Source organism: Pseudaeromonas sp. HNCC25DJ182 (assembly GCF_055413365.1).
Genome location: NZ_JBVAYG010000005.1, coordinates 1 through 19,295 on the forward strand (window position 1 = coordinate 1; position 19,295 = coordinate 19,295).

The window sequence follows — 19,295 nt, forward strand, 5'->3', positions numbered from 1 at the left end:
TGAAACTTGTTGGGTGTTTAATTTTTAATCTAGATCCATGGTGTTTCGTCTCGCTTTTATTGTCTCGATTATGCCCGCTCGTTTGAGGATGGTAGACTGCGGGTTCATTCTTATTGCCGAGGCCTGGCTGCATGTTAACGCTTGAGCAGCAAGCGGTTCATTTACAACGAGTATCCCGCACATTTGCACTGACAATCCCAGTGCTCCCTATGCCGTTGGCCGATTGGGTCGGTAATGCTTATTTGTTGTGCCGCATTGTCGATACGATCGAGGATGATCCTGCGTTATCTTGTTCCATTAAGCAGCAGCACATGGATTGGTTTCTAACGTCACTACAAGGCGGCAGCATTAGCGTTGAAGCCTGGAGTCGCCAGCTCGCGGAATGCTTGAGTATTGAAACCCCAGCGGGTGAGCTGGCGTTGATCGCGGATATTCCTGCGGTACTGGCTCGCTTATTTTCCTTCCCTACCGCTGTTCAGCAGATACTGATACAAGGGGTTTCTATTATGAGTCGCGGCATGTCGGCTCAACAGCAGCAGTCCAGCATCTCGGATGGCAATGCGCTAGACCATTATTGTTATCATGTCGCTGGGGTCGTTGGCGAATTGCTCACGGAACTATTCAGCGTCTATGCCCCAGTCATCGGACAGCAAAAGGCGCACCTGCTTCCCTTGGCCGTTTCGTTCGGTGAAGGTTTGCAACTGACCAATATTCTCAAAGACATCCAGGAGGATGCGGCCAGGGGGGTTCGCTGGTTGCCTAGCCCGCCTCTAGCTGCAGCTGAATGTTCTGCTCATTATGATCGGCAGCAGATTGCCGACTATATCGCCTTGGCGCACGGACATTTGCAGGATGCGCTGGCGTTTACGTTGAAGCTACCCAAGCAGGAGCCGGGTATCCGTCAGTTTTGTTTGTGGGCTGTTGGTATGGCAATTTTAACCCTGCAACGCGTGTCCGCCCATTCGTTATCTAGCAAGGTAGCTCCAGTCAAGATTTCACGGCGGCAGGTCAAGGGGGTTATTGTGAGCTGTCGGTTTGCAGGATGGAACAATGCCTTATTACGCGCTTATTTTCACTGGCTGGGCCGTGGATTGCCCCTCATGCATCGGGATGTTAACGAGCTTCATCAGCGTGTTTCGGCTTGGCAGTGAGGTTATCTTTGCTGCGAGGGAGGTTCGATGGTTAGCGAGCGACTCAATTATCGAGTCAAGCGGGAGCTGATTGGTTTCCTATACGCCAGTGGCTCATATGCCCTTCCTGCGCAAGCCGTTGTGATGTCGTTCATTGCCTGGCTCGTACACTCCTATGCTCCCGTTGCATTATGGTGGAGTTGGTTGCTGGGAAGCTCGGCAACCCTGCTATGGCGGACTCTCCATTTGTACTGGCGACGCTACCATAGGTCGGCCTCACGATTACGGCTGGAGTATGAGTATTTCATCGGCTCCACCTGTAGTGCGATTATGTGGGCCATGGGATTACTGTTTTTTATGAGCTATTCGCCAGAAATCCAGAGAATGTTACTGGTTCTGCTCTCTTGTCTGTATATGGCGGCCTGTTCGGTGCTGTTACTGAATAGTGTGCGTTGCTTCTATGGGGCAATTATTCCTGTGAGTGCCGCTTTGTGTCTGGAATTGCTCGCCCGTGAAGGTGCCATCAACCAGATAATTATTCTGGTGGTGTTATTCAGCCTTTTGTTTTCTGAGCTTACCCGTCGACAACTGCTGCGCTGGCAGATTGCTGGTCTCTATAATCGATTTTTGAGCGCTGATATGGCGAAACAGCTTCGTAAGCGAACGGAGTCGTTACGTGCTGCTTCCCAGCAGGATGGGTTGACTGCTATCGCTAACAGGGGCAAGTTTGACGAGCAGTTAGAGCTGCAATGGCGGCGTTGTAGTCGAGCGGCGGCTCCACTGGCACTGATCTTGTTGGATGTTGATTATTTTAAACAATTTAATGATCGGTATGGGCATCAGGCCGGTGATGATTGCCTGAGGCAACTAGCCCTGGTGTTACGGAATGTCTTGCGTCGAGACGATGATTTGGCGGCCCGGTATGGTGGTGAAGAGTTTGTACTACTACTGCCGTTTACTGATGTGATGGGGGCCAAAACTGTGGCCGAAGCGGTGAGTCAGCAGCTTCAAGATTTGGCCATCCCTCATCAGCAATCAATGGTCGCGGAACGGGTAACCTGTAGCCTTGGCTGCGCTTGCCTTATCCCGCAACCGGATATCGCAAGCAGTGAGTTGATAGAAATGGCGGATGTCGCTCTGTATCGAGCCAAGAAGAATGGCCGGAATCGCATTGAAATCGCGGATTGATGAGTAGGAGAAGTTGAGCATGCAGTGTCATCGTATTGAAGAGTTGCTGGAATTATTACAAACCGCCTGGTTGGCAGATCAAGATCTGAGTCTGGTGCAATTTGTCGGCAAGATCGCCGCAGAGGCAGGATTTGTCGGCCCTTTGAGCGAGCTAAGTGATGATATGTTGATTTATCAGCTCAAAATGCGAGACAAGGGCCAACAAGAGATGATCCCCGGCCTGGCTAAGGATTGTGTTCCCGATTTTAAGGAAGCGCTGCTGCGTGCTCGAGGCATCACCAAATAGCACAGGCTTTCAGACGTAAGCTCTAGACCTGGCGTTTCTCCACGGCCTTGATGTGGAGAAACCCATTCCCTCGCTATTTTGCCTACTGACGAGGGATCCTTACTCTTTGTTCGACACTGCAATCTGGCGGTGTTCTTCGAACCGTTTCCCCTTATGATGACAACATATTCCGTGTCGACCGACGGTGTTCTCGCTCCATAAGACATCTAACTTAGGCGCTGGCTGGATTCTGAATAAGGAGCTCCATGATGAGCGCGTTTCATTTTGCCAACCTGACTCCCGACTTGATCCTGGATGCCTTGGCGTCCGTTGGCCTATCTCTGGAGTCAGGACTTACTCCATTAAATAGCTATGAAAACCGGGTCTATCAGTTTTTGTGTGAAGATCGGCGACGTTATGTGGTCAAGTTTTATCGTCCTGAACGCTGGAGCGCACAGCAGATCCTCGAGGAGCATCGTCTGACTCATTACTTGAGTGATAATGAGGTCAACGTGGTACCGCCTTTGGAACTGGGTGGGTCAACCTTACATGAGCATGCCGGTTATTTGTTTGCGGTTTGGCCCAGTGTCGGCGGTAGACACCTCGAGCCTGATAATCTGGATCAACTGGAGATGGTGGGGCATCAGTTGGGATTGTGGCACAGCTTGAGTCCGGCCATGCCGTTGTTGGCGCGCGGCACATACAGCCATGAGCGTTTTGTAGCCGAACCGTTGGCGCAGTTATTCCAACATTCTCCTTGGCCCCAGAAGCTGAATCGTGAATTTACCGAGTTGCTAACGACGTTGTCCGCTGCTTTGTTGCCGCCGTTGACGCTGACTTGTCCTCATATTCCGCTGCACGGGGATTGCCATATTGGCAATATTTTGTGGCGTGATGGTCCCATGTTGGTGGATCTGGATGATTGCCTGATGGGACCGGCGGTGCAGGATCTCTGGATGTTACTATCCGGGGACGAGGCGGAGCAGCGGATGCAGCTGGATGCTTTGCTGAGTGGGTACGAAGAGTTTTGTGCCTTTGATCTCGGCCAGTTGCGGCTCATCGAACCATTGCGTACGGCGCGGATGATTCATCATCTGGCATGGCTCAATCGTCGTTGGCCTGATCCAGCTTTTCCCAGGGCCTTTCCCTGGTTTGCAGAAGAGGAGTTCTGGTTGAATCAACGTCAGCAGCTTGGGCAGCAGTTGGTGCGGCTCAAAGCGCCACCCCTATCATTGACGCCGTTCCATTGAGTGAATAGTCTGTGCTGCGGATAGAGGGTCATGCTGACCCTGAACAACATCAACGACAGGAAATTTCATGAAAAAGATCATTATGCTGTTGGCGGGTCTGATGATGACCTCTCTGGTTCAGGCTGCACCTCTGTTCAAGGAAGGGGTGCATTACGATGTGGTTAAGCAGACTGCCACCACCAAGCCGGAGGTGCTGGAGTTTTTCTCCTACTTCTGTCCGCATTGCTATTCCTTTGAACCGATTGTGGCTGAAGTTAAGAAGGGCCTGCCGCAAGGTGTGGAATTCAAACGCAATCCGGTTGCCTTCCTCGGTCGCGAGATGGGTCCCGAATTACAACGAGCTTACGCCGTTGCCACTTTGCTGGACGTTGAAGCCAAGTTCAGCCCGGTAGCCTTCAAACAGATCCAGGTCGACCGTAAGCCACCGCAAACCCGTGCCGATATCAAGGCGCTGTTTGAAAGTATCGGGGTTGCGGGTAATGAGTATGATGGGGCAGTAGATAGCTTTGCGGTCACCGGTCTGGTGTCACAATACGATCGTAACACTGCCGAGATGCAAATCCGCGGTGTGCCGGCCACTGTGGTCAATGGCCGTTACCTGCTCAAAACCGAGTCAGTAAAAAGTGCCGATGAATACAAGGCGCTGGTGCAATTTTTGCTGAACAAGAAAGACTGAGTTCTGATGTCTGGGAGAGGGAGCTGAGGCTCCCTTTTTCATTGCTGGAAAAGTGGCTGCTCGATGCAGGAGGAGGGGGGATGAAACTGTTGGTGAGTGCCTGTCTGCTGGGTGAGCCTGTTCGTTATGATGGTCAGGCGCAAGCGGTGGAGCAGGCTCAACTGACGATCTGGAAGCAGCAGGGATTGATTCTCGGCTGTTGTCCCGAAGTCGCGGGTGGTCTGCCGGTTCCGCGCCCTGCGGCCGAGCGGCAGGTGGACGGCTCCATCCGCACCGCAGGCGGTACGGATGTGACTGCAGCTTTTATCCGAGGGGCTGAAGCGACGCTGGCACTCTGTGTCCAGCATGATGTGCGTTGTGCGTTGCTCAAAGAGCGCAGCCCATCATGCGGGAGCCGGCATATCTATAATGGTCGTTTCGATGGCACTCTGGTGGATGGAGAGGGACTGACGACAGAGCTGCTCCGCCAGCACGGGATCCGTGTTTTTTCGGAGCAGCAACTGCCTGAATTTATTGCTTATACAGAGGCTCTGCTGAAGTTTTAACTGCCGTTTGGGGTTGCGGCGTCTGTTCTTTTAGTTGCGCGAGTCGCCGATCTTTTTCCTGCCAGAGCTGATTTAACCACAGCTGAAAGTCGCGTTTGAAGGGCTTGTCGTTCACGTAGTCGCCGCGTAGCTCTGGCGTGATGGCGATTTCCTCGATGTGTACCTGAATGCGTTTCATGCGGCCGCATAGCAAATCGCGGAATGGGTGTTCGCGATTGTCCGGATAATCCAGGGTTACATTGATGATCTTCTCGAATTGTTCCCCCAGCCCGGCAAGAGCCAGGGACAGTCCAGCGGCCTTGGGTGGCATCAGATACCGAAAGGGAGAGCGATTGGCGCGGGCCTTGGCGGCAGTAAAACGCGTACCTTCCACAAAGTTAATCACTGTTGTCGGCTCGTGGACAAATTTGGCGCAGGCTGCCCGGGTACTGGCAACATCTTTACCGCGAAGCTCTGGATGCTTGAGCAGATATTCACGGCTGTACCGGCGCATGAAGGGCATATCCAGGCCCCAACAGGCAAGACCTACAAAGGGGACGTACAGCAGTTCATACTTGAGAAAGAATTTAGGTACCGGCAGCCGGGTGCGAAATAGGTCGCCGATGATGACAATATCGGTCCAGCTCAGATGGTTACTGATGATCAAATGCCAGCCTTCGGCATTCAGCTGGCTATGATCTTCAATGTGCCAGTCGATTCGGTTTGCCAATCGCAGTATTAAGGCATTGCCTAGCAACCAGCTCCGCATGAAGCGGTTCGCCTGACGCCCCATGCATCGACTAATGATGGGAATGGGGATGAGCAGCTTGAGCAGCGAGAAGAACACGATCAAGACGGAATTAATTGCCGTGTTCAGTATGGTCAGGGTCAGGCTGATAGCAGCCACTACAAATCCGGGAAGAAATGCCAACATAACTTTTGATCTTCAAGCCAAACGCCGGGGCAGAGCGCACTTCTTGGCCGATGGCGCCCAGATGCAGCTACGCCGGAACCCGGCCAACGAGTGAATGTATAAGTCTTTGCCCTGCTCGGCCGTTTGTTGTCTGAAGTTGCTCTCCTGAAACGCTCAGGCAGAACGCGGCGGCATATAGCATGCTTTTTCCGATGATTTGTCCACTCCGACCACATAGATCCCTGGTGTTGAGACGACGGCGGCAGGCAGAGATCAGGAGGCACGTAAGCGCTTGAGCAAGCGATCCATGGCTCTATAACCCAATGCTTCGGCCAGATGATGACGCTGGATGGCAGTCTCCTGCGCCATGTCGGCCAATGTTCTGGCAACTCGCAGGATCTTGTGCCATGCCCGCAAAGACAGGCCGAGCTGATGGATCACCTCTTCGAGAAACTGAGCATCTCGACTGCTGAGTGCGCAATACTGCTCGAGCTCCCGACTATCGAGCAGGGCATTGAGCTTACCTGCCCGTTGTAGTTGCAATTGACGAGTGTGGACCACCCGTTGCCGTATCGACTCGCTGCTCTCACCGCGTTCGCTGGGGCCGCTTAGAGCCCCTTTGGGTAGCAGAGGGATCTCGACGGTCAGATCGAAGCGGTCGAGGAAGGGGCCGGATAATTTACCCAGATAACGCAAAACCTGCTGGGGGCTGGAGCGTTGCTGTGCATCATCGACATGGCCACAGGGGCTGGGATTCATGGCACCGATCAGCTGGAAACGTGCTGGATAGTCAACCTGTCGCGCGGCCCGACAGATGCTGATGGCGCCGGTTTCCAGCGGCTCGCGTAACGAGTCCAGGACACGGCGATCAAATTCCGGCAGCTCATCCAAAAACAGTACACCGTTATGGGCGAGGGATATTTCACCGGGCCTCGGTTGGCTGCCGCCACCCACCAGCGCTACCGCCGATGCGCTGTGGTGCGGGGAGCGAAATGGTCGGGTACGCCAATCCTGGCAACCTCGAGCCAGGCCACCGATGGAGTGAATGGCGGCGGTTTGCTGCGCCTCCTCATCGGCCAACGGCGGAAGGATGCCTGGTAGTCGACTGGCCAGCATGCTTTTTCCAGTCCCTGGCACCCACTACCAAGTCAGAGTGATGCATATCCACAACATCACTCAGTAGGTTGACACCTCACCTATACCTACTACGATTGTTGATAAGGATATTGTTCGGGGAATCATATGGCTTTCCAATTTGCCGAACATTTTCGTTCAAGTGCTCGCATTACTTACTTATATCAATTCAGAATAGGCAATATCACATTTGATGATTTATTGGGGTCGTGGGAGAATTATAAATATCACAGAGCGAATGACTTTTATCCTAAGTTTCCAGTGATAATACAGAGTAACGGTCTCCCATGGGATATAGCAAATACTTATCTTGTGATGCTTGCTGAGCAAAAGCATTCTTGGGAAATTGAATCTATAAATACTCGAGCAAAGGGGTTGCTGGCTTATTTGAGGTTTTTAGAGGATGCGGGATTAGATTTCTTACATCTACCTGAAAATAGCAGACTAAAAGCCCCGTATCGTTTTAGATCTAGATTAAATGAACTAATTCATGATGGTTTAAGTATTTCATACGCGTCTAATTGCATTAGATCGGTAGTCGACTTTTATGCAAAAATAGTAAAATGGGGTTTAATCCATGAGGAACTGCTAGCCAACGAACCGTACAAGAAAATTGAAGTTCTTATTAATTACATGAGCAGTCATGGTTTTGGTAGAATAAAAAAAGTAGAAACTGCTGATATTTCAATAAAAACGCCAAAATCTCAAACTCCAGTAGATCATATTAAAGATGGTGGTTTGCTTCGGCCTCTGAGTGTAGTTGAACAAGCAGCTCTAAAAAAACATATCGATGCGCCAAATGTAAACTCCGCATTAAGTTTAATGATTAAAATAGCCGTTTCGACGGGAGCTAGGTTGCAGACCATTTGTACGCTCCGTAATTATCACATTGATTATTTGTACTCTGAGTTGGAGAAGAATAATAACCTTGGTAGATTGGATATTGGCGTAGAACTTAGTACAGGTAAATTTAGAGACGTTGACACAAAAAATGGTTCTGCCCAGCGATTGCTATTTCATCCAAGGCTTGTCGAGGAACTCAAGATTTACTCGGAGAGTGAGGATCATGAAAATAGAATGCAAATATCGTATTATGGTAGCACTCGGAATAACTATTTGTTTTTGACTAGAGAAGGTAACCCATTCTATACGTCGAAGAAAGAAATTTTTGAGCGTCAAGCTAATGACTATTATCCGAGAGCCGAAGGGAATTCATTTGGAATAAAATCTGGCGGCGCCGTTGAAAAGATATTTAAAGATTTAGTTAATTCGATGCAGAAGCATAATTCTGAGGTTAAGTGTTTTAGATTTCATGACCTACGAGCGACGTTTGGCATGAATTTAGTAAGAAGCCTATCATCTTCCGGGTTGTCAGGGTTGAAACTTCTTATTGCTGTTAGAGACCGAATGGGCCATCGAAATATTGCAGTTACTCAAAGGTATCTCGATTTTGATGAGATCCTCAACGAAATGGAGGTCATTACTGCAGTTTATGAACACAGGCTTTTTGGTGGTGATTAAATGACTACGTCAGATTATATTTATCAAGACAGGCCTGTCACCATCATAAATGTACTTGACCATGATGTTGAAATAATAAAGCCAGAGAGTGTTGTGCTTAAAATGAAGACGGCCAGCAGAGCTGGTGATAGTTACATTGATATTGGATCGCTATGTTACAGAATGAGGCTTAAAAAGTTTCCAGGGAAGATAAATAGCAATAATCCATTACAAGATAGATTTGTAAAAGTTGTTTTAAGTTCAAAAGAGGAATGGAGAGTAACTATCATCATCGCTCTTATTGAACACATTAGAACACAAGTGATCACTAAGTCATTAGATACAATATTGAATATCATAAAAGTATTGTATCATTTTATTGAATTTTGCGAAAAATATACTGATTTTAATCGGCGATCACAAACATTCGAAGGTTTTGTTTCAATTTATAGAGACTATACAGATTATTTAAGTCATAGAAATAAACTTGCACCTAACAACCCAAATTATATGCTTAGAGCTTCGTCAGCATCATCGCAAAGGGTCGTGCGAAGATTTATTCAGAATTTTTTCAATAAAGCTGAAATAGATATTATTAGACACGTTCCATCTATAAAACGAGGGGCTGATAAAAACAGTATTGTGGCTGCTCCCTCGTTAGATAATAGGGATTTGTTTATCAGGTTCGCAGTTGAACTATTTTATGGGCTTGCTGACGGGATCATAAATCAAGACTATGCTCCGATTAAATTAACACTTCCCGTTAGGGGCGGAGTAGCAAGTTGCATTTATTCAGATCCAACTGCTAATAAATCAGTTATTTTAAATCAAGATCTAAGCTGGCCATCATTTTCCAGCAGCGATGAGATTATACATGAGCGTTGGACTAATGCCGATATCCATCAGCGCGATATAATCAGAAAATCGACAATTCAGGCTATGGTATATCGTTCATTCATAACGCCTTCGCATGCATTGCATAAAGCATACGTGCTCGCGCAAAGTGCCTTCATAGCTTGCTTTTATGCAGCCACTGGCATTAATCCTACTCCTTTGGTTAATCTTAAAATAACGTCTGATGTGCCAAAGACTCTTCGTGGAATGCGATTTAGTGGGCTGAAAGCAAGAGCTGGAAATATTATTATTTATCCTGAGTTCGGATCGGATTTTTTAAAGGTTTTTAATAGGTTTCGCGAGTTGCGTTCTTATGTTGTCCAATATTTTGGAGACAGGGATTTATGGTTTTTTCGGCCTATAGGTCATAGTGGCAACCTTTATGCGGACGCTACATTAATTCCATTGAAATCGTTTATTAACGAGCATGAGTTAGATGTTAAAATATTAAGTCCGACTCAGATTAGGAAGGGTGTCTCTATTGATTTTTTGAAATTATCAAATGGAGATCTATTCATCACATCCCAAAAGCTTGGAAATACAATAAACACCGTTGCATCAAATTATACGGCTAACGATCCTTTAGAGCAGAGTCGAGAGTTTTCTGAATTTTACCAAAAAATGTTCCTCTCAGCGCTTGCACGATCAAGGTCTCATGGAGGCTTGATAGGTGTTTTAAATGCAAATTCCAATGACTTAAATATACCAGCAGGACATTGTTCAAATTTCAAAAATGAAGCCCCACATCGAATTGATGCATTCACTGAAGTTGCACCGAAGCCAGATTGTTCCAGGCCTGAAACATGTCTGTTTTGTAAGTATTATTCTATAATTCCGGACAAGCAAGATATTGAAAAAATAATTGGCCTTAAAGAGTTGATTAATCTGGTTAAGATAAATTGTGGTACTGCTGATAAATATGTAAAAATTCTTGCGCCAGTATTTCACCGCATCAATGAAATATTAGAGATTCTTATCTGCACACATCCACAAACAGAATCGATTATCGCTGAGGTTCAGACTGAAGTTGAACTAGGTATATTGTGTCCATTCTGGAAGGAACATTATGACTTTTTGAATGAACTAGGGGCGCAAGTATGAGCAGTGTTATTCGCACATTCTTATTTGATTTGGGCTTTCCTGAAAACACGTGCCCTGATGGTATTGATCCTAATTTCCTCTCAATTGATGAATGCCATGTTATTAGTAGGGATAAAAATGGTGATGTTATCAGTAGGTTTCAAGATGTTAGATGGAACTTCTCATATTACGCAAGTCGCGAGGTCAAGATTAACTTCAAAAGAATATATGAAGCGGATGTAACAAATGGAAAAGTTATTTATCACGACCTGAAGTTGTGTTGTTTTTACCTTTTATATTTTCCAGCTTTCAAGGCCATCAGGGCCGTTGTTTGTGCATCGGAGGAGTTGTTTTTTTTCGCGGATAATGCAATTGAGAAAAACATATCATTCCGTCAATCCTTGAATGATATTTCCACTCTTAAGGAAATAGAGGCAAGCAATGCTTTGTCAAGTTCGGAAAAATATTTAAAGCTAGCGAAAATTCTATCCGCCTATAATAGACTTGGTCGATTGTCAGCACTATTTCCAATATTTGACTTCTCCCCAGACAAAGATGCGTATAGTTTTGCACTTAAATACTCGCGCCTGTTTAAAAGAGATAGAAAAATAAATCAAACCCCAGTAATACCAACTAGGTTGCTTTCGGAAGTAATAACTGAATGTTCACGTACTCTTTGTTCTGTTTTTTCCGAGACAGGACTTATGTCTGACAAACACAATATGTTATTACACGAGGTTATTAGTGAGTTATTGGATAAAACAATTAGAATATGTGACGATGCTACTGGAAAGGAAAATGAGAACGCTGTGTCATGCATTGATTTAATCCCTTCTGTCGTCATCCACTCTAGATATGAGACGTTGCATATCTTGAATGGCCAATCGAGATACTGGAATGCATTGAAACCATTTGGAATATCAAATTTCAATGAGCTGAGAGTGTTTTTTTCATATTTCTTTTCATGCGGAAGAACACTTGTGCAGATATTCACCGGAATGCGTTTCGAAGAGTCATCTAACGTTCCTTACAATGGGTTTGAGACTATATCTCTCGAGGGGGAGCGAGTTTTTTTTATTCGTTCATGGACAACGAAACTTGAGAGTGAATCTGCAAGATTCGCTCGCTGGTTCACCTCTGAACTATTTGTTGATTTCAATAGATCAATACAGGTGCTTGTTAGGTTATTTTATTCGAAATACAAGGGTATTAATATAGATACTGTTGATCAGTCAATGTACCCGCTATTCCCTGCTATTTCAGGCCGAACCCAAGTTAATCCATATTTTAATTATCCTTCATTTCGGAAGTTCAATACAAACTCTGGGTGGCGTCCACACAAATCCTTAACGTTGGATCCTGAACGTTTTTCTATAACTGAGACCGATATGGCCGAACTGAGACAGCAGGTAAGCTGGCGTGACTGGCAAGGTGAAGGTTTCTGTGTTGGCAAGTTGTTCCCTTTTACATCGCATCAGTTTCGTCGTTCTCTTGTTGTTTATGCAGCACGGAGTGGCCTCGTCTCGCTTCCATCATTACAAAGTAATCTCCAGCATCTTACCCAAACGATGACAGCTTATTATGCAACTGGCGCTTCATATGCAGATAACTTTATTTTAATCGGGGATTCTGACTCAAGCGCAATGAAATCTATTAAAAGTTTTGTCAATGATTTTAGAAATGAGGAGAGAGAGGTAGAAATTGATTATATTTGGAATGATTTGGTTAATTCCAACGACGTTCTTTTCGGTTCTTTCGGTTCATTTTTACAGAGGCGGAAATCTTCAGGCGACTTGCCTGTCATCTTCGAGAGTCGAGAAAGTATTGATAAGGCGGTACGAAAGGGTAAGTTGGCCTATACAAAGACACCTCTTGGAGGATGTTGTGCGGTGGCCCCATGTGAGAAATCAACCTTTACCTCAATAACTGCATGTGTTCTTTGTGAGAATGCTGTATTTAACACTCTTTCAGCATTAAAACTAGAAAAGACTCTGCATAACATGAAGGTTAAATTGTCAAAGTTTGACTCAAACAGTCCTTTCGCTCTTCAACTAAAAAAAGAAGTTAATGCAATTGAAAGTGTTCTTGCAAATCATATCAAATCTCTTGAGGAAAAGAACCGTGATAATTAATTCAAAAGCAGAGAAAAAATATTGGGATGCTCTGAAGCGAATCCAGGATAGAAATACTGAAATTGTTAATGTTCACGATGTTGGATTCAGAATTAGTAATCTCACCGTTGCTTTAGAAGCTGGCAAGAATAATCCCAAAGGTTATATTAGGCCACAGCGCTACCCTGAATTATGCGATGCAATAAAGGCTGCTGATCATGATAGGCAGTCGTCATTGTCAACATCAATCACTCGACATGTAAAATCTGACGAGGAAAAGAAAAAATCAATTAGTGCTAAATATAGATCTCTAAGAAGTAATTATGAATTACTTCTCGAAAAATATTTAAACGTTGTCAAAGAAAATTTTGAACTTAAAGCGCGCGGACGTGATCAGTTATCGAAGAAAGTTTAATAAATTAAGTGATAAAAAAAGAGTAAGATGGCCACTTGACGCGGGATATTTGTACAGATCTAGTAATCAACTGACACCGCGGGGATGAGGTTGTCAACTATTGCCACCTTAGAATAAACGGCTCGATGACTGCGATCATGTCCTGCCATGGCAGAATCTGATCCATACGGGAGGGGAAAATCTCTTCGCGGGTCTGACGGCGCTTACTTCTGAATTCACTGACGGCGAAGCTGAGTTGATGAGTCGTGATGAACCCATGTTTCATGGCTCCATATGACGAACATGATCTCATATCAGGAACTTGTTCGTACTTTCCCTAAGTAGCGGATGCCTCAGTCCTGCCAATGTGCTGAATTTAGTCCTTATCGCCCCCCATTTTGGCACACATTTTCACTGCGATGGCATGACTTGAGCCTGCCGCTGGACTTGTGTCGGCATCGTTCAACCCGTTACGGTCATTTGACAGTATCGATCATTATAAGGCCGATCCCTGAGCCGAAGCCGTCACTCTGCAACAACCGCCTACGGCCGCTTTGGATTTTTCTGCCGACGCAGTCCTGGGTTCCTTGTCGAATGCTGTTTGCTTCCCTAACCCCCATCCCTAGATAGAACGTGCTGGCAGTTGCCATAGGCTTCGAACGCGATGACGAGATGATCAAACAGGGCGCTCACGCGTGGCAGACGGCGCAGATTCTCGTGCGTCACGATCCAGGTCGGTAACAGGGGGAGCTCTATCTCGGGGAGGATACGTTCTAGTTCAGGATATCGCGCCGCTGCCGGGATCTGCACAACGGCAATGCCAAGGCCGGCACGTGCGAGCGCAAGTTGCGCTGGATGACTGTCCGTCCGCGTAATCCAGCGGATGCTGGCAGGCTCAGCCAGCCGCGCTGCTACAGCGAGATCACTCCGATTGCGGTCGGGGCCGATGAAGAGATGTCCGCCGAGATCGGCCTTGGAAGCGGGGTGACCATAGGCCTCAAGGTAGTCACGGTGAGCGAACAGACCGAGCGGAATCGAAGGCACTTTTTTCGCAACAAGGGCAGCTTGCTCAGGTGGATGCATACGCACCGCGACGTCGACTTGCTGGTCCAGCAGGTTGGCGCTGACGTCGCTTGATTCATACTCAACCGTGAGTTGCGGGTGCTTGTCGCGCAGGCTGCGAAGCATGGGGGGCAGCACTTCGAGCCCGACAAATTCTGAGACGCTCAGCCGGACCCTACCCGCTGCAGCCCCAGCATCGGCAGAGGCAGCGCGCAACATTGCTTCCGATGCATGCGCCATGGCCCGGGCGGGTTCAGCCATCGCTTCGGCTGTTGATGTGGGAATCAGACCATGCACCGACCGCGTGAACAGGGTGGTACCCAAGCTTGCTTCCAGTGCTTCGATGCGTGCGCGTACCGTTGGCTGCGACAGACCCAGACGCCGCGCTCCCGCCGACAGGCTGCCGGTTTCCATCACCGCCAGAAAGGCGCGCTGATCATCCCATGCGACGTTTTTGTTCATAAAATTTTTATAGTCTAATGAAGGTTTATTGGTAATTTATTCATTAGCAAATCCGCCCTAACCTGTCATCACATTCTGAAAGGAAAAGGAGATGACAAATGGTTCAGACATCAATCAAGACTTCAAACAAACGGACGGCGCTTGTACTGGGTGCCACTGGTGGCATTGGCCGAGCAATCGCGACCCGACTCATTCTGGATGGATGGCAGGTTCGTGCCTTGTGCCGCAATTCCGAGGCAGCAGTTGCCAGCTGGCGAACTGAGTGCCCACCTCCGCAATTTGTAATGGGCGACGCGATGAGCGAAGCCGATGTGGTGCGCGCTGCGACGACCGGGGGCGACGTGGCGGTCATCGTTCATGCGGTCAATCCCCCAGGCTATCGAAACTGGTCTTTACTCGTACTGCCGATGCTCGCCAATACACTGGCCGCAGCCCGGGCGGCAGGGGGCGCGCGAGTTGTTCTGCCGGGTACGGTTTATAACTACGATCCGGCGCTTACTCCTGTGATCGACGAGCACACGCCGCAGAATTCACGCACCCTAAAAGGCCAGATCCGCATAGCACTCGAACGGATGCTGGCAGAAGCGGCTCCCGAGGTGCCATCGCTGATCGTACGTGCAGGCGATTTCTTCGGGCCGGCAACACGAGCAAGTTGGTTCGCACAGGCCATGGTGCAGCAGGGGCAGCCCGTGCGGAAGTTCACCAGCATGGCCCCCGGCGTTGCGCACGCCTATGCCTATCTGCCTGATCTTGCCGCAGCCATTGCCGAGCTGCTGGCGATTCCCGAGCGATTGCACGCTCACGAGCGGCTTCAGTTCGCCGGGCATTGGGATGCAACCGGTTCGCAAATCAGGGAGGCAGTCAGCAAAGTTGTTGGCCTTGATCTGCCCGAGCGCGCATTCCCCTGGTGGGTGATGCGACTTGCAGCGCCCTTTGGAGGCTTTCCGAAGGAAGCACTGGAGATCGAGCCGGTCTGGAAGCATCCCGTGCGTCTCGACAATAGGCGTTTGGTGGACCTGCTCGGCGCTGAACCGCACACCCCGCTAGAGGCAGCCATCACGGCGACTTTGGTCGATATGGGCTGCCTGAATCCCTCACGGCAGGACGCTCGCCTTGCCCTTCGCTGAAACGTATCGAAAGGAGAACGATCATGACCTGGAAAACTTATCTTATTGCTCAGACGCTTGGCGTTGCTGCATTCAATGCTCTGTGCAATGCGACCTATACCGCCTATCTCTGGCGGGCGGCCCCTGTGCTACCGCTTGAGCTTATCGGTGGTGATCTCGCGATGACGCCGATCTGGATAGGCCTATTGTCGGTGCTGCTAGGCACCCATTTCATCCGAAAGGCACTCGCAGATGGCCAGATGATGAATGAGGCCGGACTTCACGCTCACTCTCTGGCGAAGCGCTTGCCGCGCCATCTGTTCGGCCGGGCGATTGTCGTGGCAACGCTTTGCACTGCGTTATTTGCCTTGCCGCTGACGATCATCCTCCCCGTGCTGGGTGATAGTGTTCAGCCTAATCATCGTTCCCCTAGTCGCCTATGCCACGATTGCGGATATGCCAGCCACCATCGTCGCACCAGCTCGAAATGACTGACAACAGCTTCCTCCTAACCTGTCCTTTTGGATGCGTCAGGAAAAGCAACCGCTCGAAGGAGTTTGCTAATCAATGACCGATTCAGTAATAAACTCTCATTTCGCGTCCACGAGAAACTCAAGCAAGTACGAATAACCCTACATTTTAAAATGTCTCTTTCACCGCCATCGTTGGTTCTGATAGCTTTCTACTTATGCTCGACCATCAGGGAGGAACACAATGAACGTTCAGGCGGAGATTCGTAGATGGCTACTAAAACAAAATGACTGGCTACAAGAGGCCGCCGACAGGCTTCTGAAAAATGGAGAGCTGAGTCCGGCGGATATCACAGCCTTGGTGGCCTACCTCAAGACTCCAGCAGGCCAAAAACCTACCAATCACCGCGTTTTCGCAGAGTTGAACAATAATCCAAAGGAAGGAGATGAGCTGCGGCTGGTTCAAATCGCCGAGGTTGTTGGGATCGAAAATCTAGCGCCCCGCATTCCACTTGAATTTGGCAGCTCGAACCTCACCGTGATCTACGGCCACAACGGTTCAGGCAAATCCAGCTATACCAGGCTGCTAAAAAAAGTGTCTGGCAAGCCAAGGGCCGTTGACCTAAAAACCAACGTGTTCAAGGCCCCTCCGATACACAGCAAATGCAGTATCACCTCTAAGTTCAACGGTGTAGAGCACTTGCATGAGTGGAGCGTGCAAGGCGACGCCATAGACACATTGCGAAGCATAGACATATTCGACAGTGACGAGGCCAGCCATTATCTGACAACTGAAAGCGCTGCGACATACATCCCTCCAGTCGTCAGTATCTTTGGGAAACTGGCTTCTGCTGCCGATATGGTTAGGAATACTCTGGAGTCAGAGCAAGACAAACTTATCAGCGCATTACCCGTTCTCCCACAGATTTACAGCACAACCCCATCCCAAATTCTATACCGCGGACTCGACAAGTTGCCTGCGGCTGAGCTTGAAACGGTCTTACGCTGGCCCATTGAAGACGAGCATCAGCTGTTAGCGCTAGTGGAGCGCCTCAAAACCGAAGATCCATCCGCGCAAGCACAACAGAAACGCCGCACCAAGGCTGAGTTACAAAAAATCATCAGTGCACTCCAGTATGCATCGACTGCTTTTGGGGGCGATAACATCCAGGCTTTGCGCCTTCTAAGACAGGAGGCGTTCACCAAACGACAAATTGCTTTAGAGGGCGCCAAAGTAAAGTTAGCCGTTCTTGAGGGGGTCGGTACCGCCACATGGCGTGCGATGTGGGAGGCTGCGCGGCTCTATTCCGCGACGCCATATCCGGAGGCTGTCTTTCCTGCAACAGTGGATGCACGGTGCGTGTTATGCCACCAAGAACTATCGGAAGATGCGCAGCAGCGCTTAAAGGACTTTGAATCCTTCGTGCAAGGCAAGCTTGAATCAGATGCCAAGTCCGCGGAAGAAATGTACAAAGAGGGTCTTGAACGACTGCCAGATATCCTCTTTGAACAAGATATTCAGACCCAGTGCCAAGCTGCCGGCGTGACAGATGAGGCTCGGTGGAATTACCTAAATGGATTTTGGCAACAAGCACTTTCAGCAAAAAACGCTCTGCTTGCTCATGAGGTCGGGCAGCCTGCAATCCCAGTTCACTCAGTCGAAGAAGGCATCGCCAAGTTGACAGTTTATAAAGATGATCTTGAGGCGAGCGCGGTCCAATACGATCAGGATGCCCTAGGTTTTGATAGACAGATGGCGACGAATACAAAGCTCGCGCTAGAAGCCAAGAAGTGGATTACAGAGCAAGCTGCGGCTATTCGTATAGAGTTAGATCGTTTACACAAGGTTAAAGACTATGAGCGATGGAAGGGGATGACTGGCACCAGGGCGATATCGATGAAATCAGCAGAAGTGACCCAGGCAGCCGTCACCGAGGCGTACGTTGAACGCTTCAATCGTGAGCTTCTCGCGCTCGGAGCAACCCGCATACAAGTCGAGCTGGTTAAGACCAGAACTCGCAACGCCAATGTTCTGCATCGGCTCAAACTCAAAGGCGTTCAAGAGGGTAACGCCATGCCCGACAGTGTATTGAGTGATGGGGAGCGTCGCATCATTTCCCTTGCGGCATTTCTAGCCGATGTCTGTGAGAAGCCGGGAGCCGCTCCTTTCCTCTTTGATGACCCTATCTCCTCGCTCGACCATGACTTCGAGTGGTTTGTGGCATGTCGCCTCGTTGAGCTTGCTAAAACCAGGCAGGTGATTGTACTCACTCACCGTTTGTCCCTTTACGGAATATTGGAGGAGCTGGCCAAAAAAGAAGGCGATATATGGAAAGCCTCTCACTACCAACCTATGTGCATCGAGGCCTACGCTGGTGTAGCTGGCCACCCGGCTGACCAGGAAGTTTGGAACGCCAATACAAAAAAGGCCAACAACCTATTGATCACCAAGCTGGATGCTGCTCGTAAGGCAGGTGAGACTGGGGGGGCGCCAGCCTACCGGATGCTTGCCCAGGGAATTTGCAGTGAGTTTCGCAAACTGATTGAACGGTCGGTTGAAGATGATTTGCTTAACAAGGTCGTGCTCCGGCATCGGCGTAGCATTACCACCGAAAACCGTCTGCATGCTATTCCGAGCATCGAGGCGCAGGACTGTGTACTGATTGATACATTGATGACCAAGTACAGCTGCTACGAGCACAGCCAATCTAGAGAAGCCCCGATATTTATACCTGAGGAGCCAGAACTGCGTAAGGATTTGGAAGAACTCAAGGCTTGGCGTGAAGGTTTGACCAAGCGACGTGCTGGGGCAGCTTAGACGTAGCCGCCTCAGAAAACGAAAAAATGCGCTAACCACACCCGCCTTCAGACGCGAAGCTCGTTAGTAGGAGCGGTGCGCTTTCACAGCTACTCAAACCCGAACTCACGTAAGGTGCCATCGGCGAACGGTGTCGTGCCGAAATGATTGGGAAGCACTGACGATAATTCAGTGTGAATCGCCACCAGTGATCTAGACACTTCCCAGCCGTTCTCGATAACTGAATGAATCACAAGAAAAAAAACAAAAATGCAATGCGGTTTGCCGCTGTCTCCTCTAGCGCAGGAAAAACAGTTCAGCACTCAGCTGGTAGCGCCA

The 19,295-nt window shown here is 48.7% G+C and carries 15 protein-coding genes and 1 pseudogene; 13 read left to right on the forward strand and 3 right to left on the reverse strand.

The annotated features are described in order from the left end of the window. The first annotated feature begins 131 nt into the window (after nucleotides 1-131). The 6 genes from ACZYUB_RS05500 (at nucleotide 132) to ACZYUB_RS05525 (ending at nucleotide 5,054) form a co-directional block, all read left to right on the forward strand. A complete protein-coding gene (locus ACZYUB_RS05500; protein ID WP_463946198.1) occupies nucleotides 132-1,151 on the forward strand; it encodes a squalene/phytoene synthase family protein in 1,020 nt (339 codons plus the stop codon). A 27-nt stretch (nucleotides 1,152-1,178) separates the two neighbouring features. Then, nucleotides 1,179-2,318: a GGDEF domain-containing protein gene (locus ACZYUB_RS05505; protein ID WP_463946200.1), complete on the forward strand. Its 1,140-nt coding sequence runs from the start codon at nucleotides 1,179-1,181 to the stop codon at nucleotides 2,316-2,318. Between the two features lie 19 nt (nucleotides 2,319-2,337). After that, nucleotides 2,338-2,604 (forward strand): YihD family protein, encoded by a 267-nt coding sequence (locus tag ACZYUB_RS05510; protein WP_463946201.1) that lies wholly within the window; start codon nucleotides 2,338-2,340, stop codon nucleotides 2,602-2,604. Between the two features lie 245 nt (nucleotides 2,605-2,849). Beyond that, complete coding sequence (locus ACZYUB_RS05515; protein WP_463946203.1) at nucleotides 2,850-3,833, forward strand: serine/threonine protein kinase; 984 nt, start codon at nucleotides 2,850-2,852, stop codon at nucleotides 3,831-3,833. Between the two features lie 67 nt (nucleotides 3,834-3,900). Beyond that, complete coding sequence (locus ACZYUB_RS05520; RefSeq protein ID WP_463946204.1) at nucleotides 3,901-4,509, forward strand: thiol:disulfide interchange protein DsbA/DsbL; 609 nt, start codon at nucleotides 3,901-3,903, stop codon at nucleotides 4,507-4,509. A gap of 80 nt (nucleotides 4,510-4,589) precedes the next feature. Next, entirely contained in the window at nucleotides 4,590-5,054 is a 465-nt protein-coding gene (locus tag ACZYUB_RS05525) for a 2-thiouracil desulfurase family protein (protein ID WP_463946205.1), read from the forward strand. On the opposite strand, the gene ACZYUB_RS05530 is transcribed toward ACZYUB_RS05525, so the two are convergent. Beyond that, nucleotides 5,020-5,967 carry an acyltransferase gene (locus ACZYUB_RS05530; protein ID WP_463946207.1) on the reverse strand — a complete coding sequence of 316 codons (948 nt, stop codon included), beginning with the start codon at nucleotides 5,965-5,967 and terminating at the stop codon, nucleotides 5,020-5,022. The genes ACZYUB_RS05525 and ACZYUB_RS05530 overlap by 35 nt on opposite strands. A 252-nt stretch (nucleotides 5,968-6,219) precedes the next feature. After that, nucleotides 6,220-7,080, reverse strand: a pseudogene (locus ACZYUB_RS05535) (YifB family Mg chelatase-like AAA ATPase); the annotation flags it as partial. A 108-nt stretch (nucleotides 7,081-7,188) separates the two neighbouring features. Here ACZYUB_RS05535 and ACZYUB_RS05540 point away from each other — a divergent pair. From ACZYUB_RS05540 to ACZYUB_RS05555, 4 genes are read left to right on the forward strand one after another with little or no spacing between them, the layout of a single operon-like run. Then, nucleotides 7,189-8,601, forward strand: a complete 1,413-nt coding sequence (locus ACZYUB_RS05540; protein ID WP_463946208.1) for a hypothetical protein — start codon at nucleotides 7,189-7,191, stop codon at nucleotides 8,599-8,601. Beyond that, entirely contained in the window at nucleotides 8,602-10,575 is a 1,974-nt protein-coding gene (locus ACZYUB_RS05545; protein ID WP_463946210.1) for a hypothetical protein, read from the forward strand. After that, nucleotides 10,572-12,686, forward strand: a complete 2,115-nt coding sequence (locus ACZYUB_RS05550) for a hypothetical protein (RefSeq protein WP_463946211.1) — start codon at nucleotides 10,572-10,574, stop codon at nucleotides 12,684-12,686. Before ACZYUB_RS05545 ends, ACZYUB_RS05550 begins: the two co-directional genes overlap by 4 nt. Further along, nucleotides 12,676-13,080 carry a hypothetical protein gene (locus ACZYUB_RS05555; RefSeq protein ID WP_463946213.1) on the forward strand — a complete coding sequence of 135 codons (405 nt, stop codon included), beginning with the start codon at nucleotides 12,676-12,678 and terminating at the stop codon, nucleotides 13,078-13,080. Before ACZYUB_RS05550 ends, ACZYUB_RS05555 begins: the two co-directional genes overlap by 11 nt. A 588-nt stretch (nucleotides 13,081-13,668) precedes the next feature. Here the strand turns inward: ACZYUB_RS05555 and ACZYUB_RS05560 are convergent. Beyond that, the gene (locus tag ACZYUB_RS05560) at nucleotides 13,669-14,583 is read right to left on the reverse strand and encodes a LysR family transcriptional regulator (protein WP_463946215.1); all 915 of its coding nucleotides are present in this window, start codon (nucleotides 14,581-14,583) and stop codon (nucleotides 13,669-13,671) included. A 98-nt stretch (nucleotides 14,584-14,681) separates the two neighbouring features. Here ACZYUB_RS05560 and ACZYUB_RS05565 point away from each other — a divergent pair, with 98 nt between their 5' ends. The 3 genes from ACZYUB_RS05565 (at nucleotide 14,682) to ACZYUB_RS05575 (ending at nucleotide 18,977) form a co-directional block, all read left to right on the forward strand. Beyond that, entirely contained in the window at nucleotides 14,682-15,710 is a 1,029-nt protein-coding gene (locus tag ACZYUB_RS05565) for an SDR family NAD(P)-dependent oxidoreductase (protein ID WP_463946216.1), read from the forward strand. Nucleotides 15,711-15,733: 23 nt separating this feature from the next. Continuing rightward, nucleotides 15,734-16,180, forward strand: coding sequence for a hypothetical protein (locus ACZYUB_RS05570; protein WP_463946217.1), 447 nt, complete (start codon nucleotides 15,734-15,736; stop codon nucleotides 16,178-16,180). A gap of 223 nt (nucleotides 16,181-16,403) precedes the next feature. Then, nucleotides 16,404-18,977 (forward strand): AAA family ATPase, encoded by a 2,574-nt coding sequence (locus ACZYUB_RS05575; protein ID WP_463946218.1) that lies wholly within the window; start codon nucleotides 16,404-16,406, stop codon nucleotides 18,975-18,977. Nucleotides 18,978-19,295 lie beyond the last annotated feature (318 nt).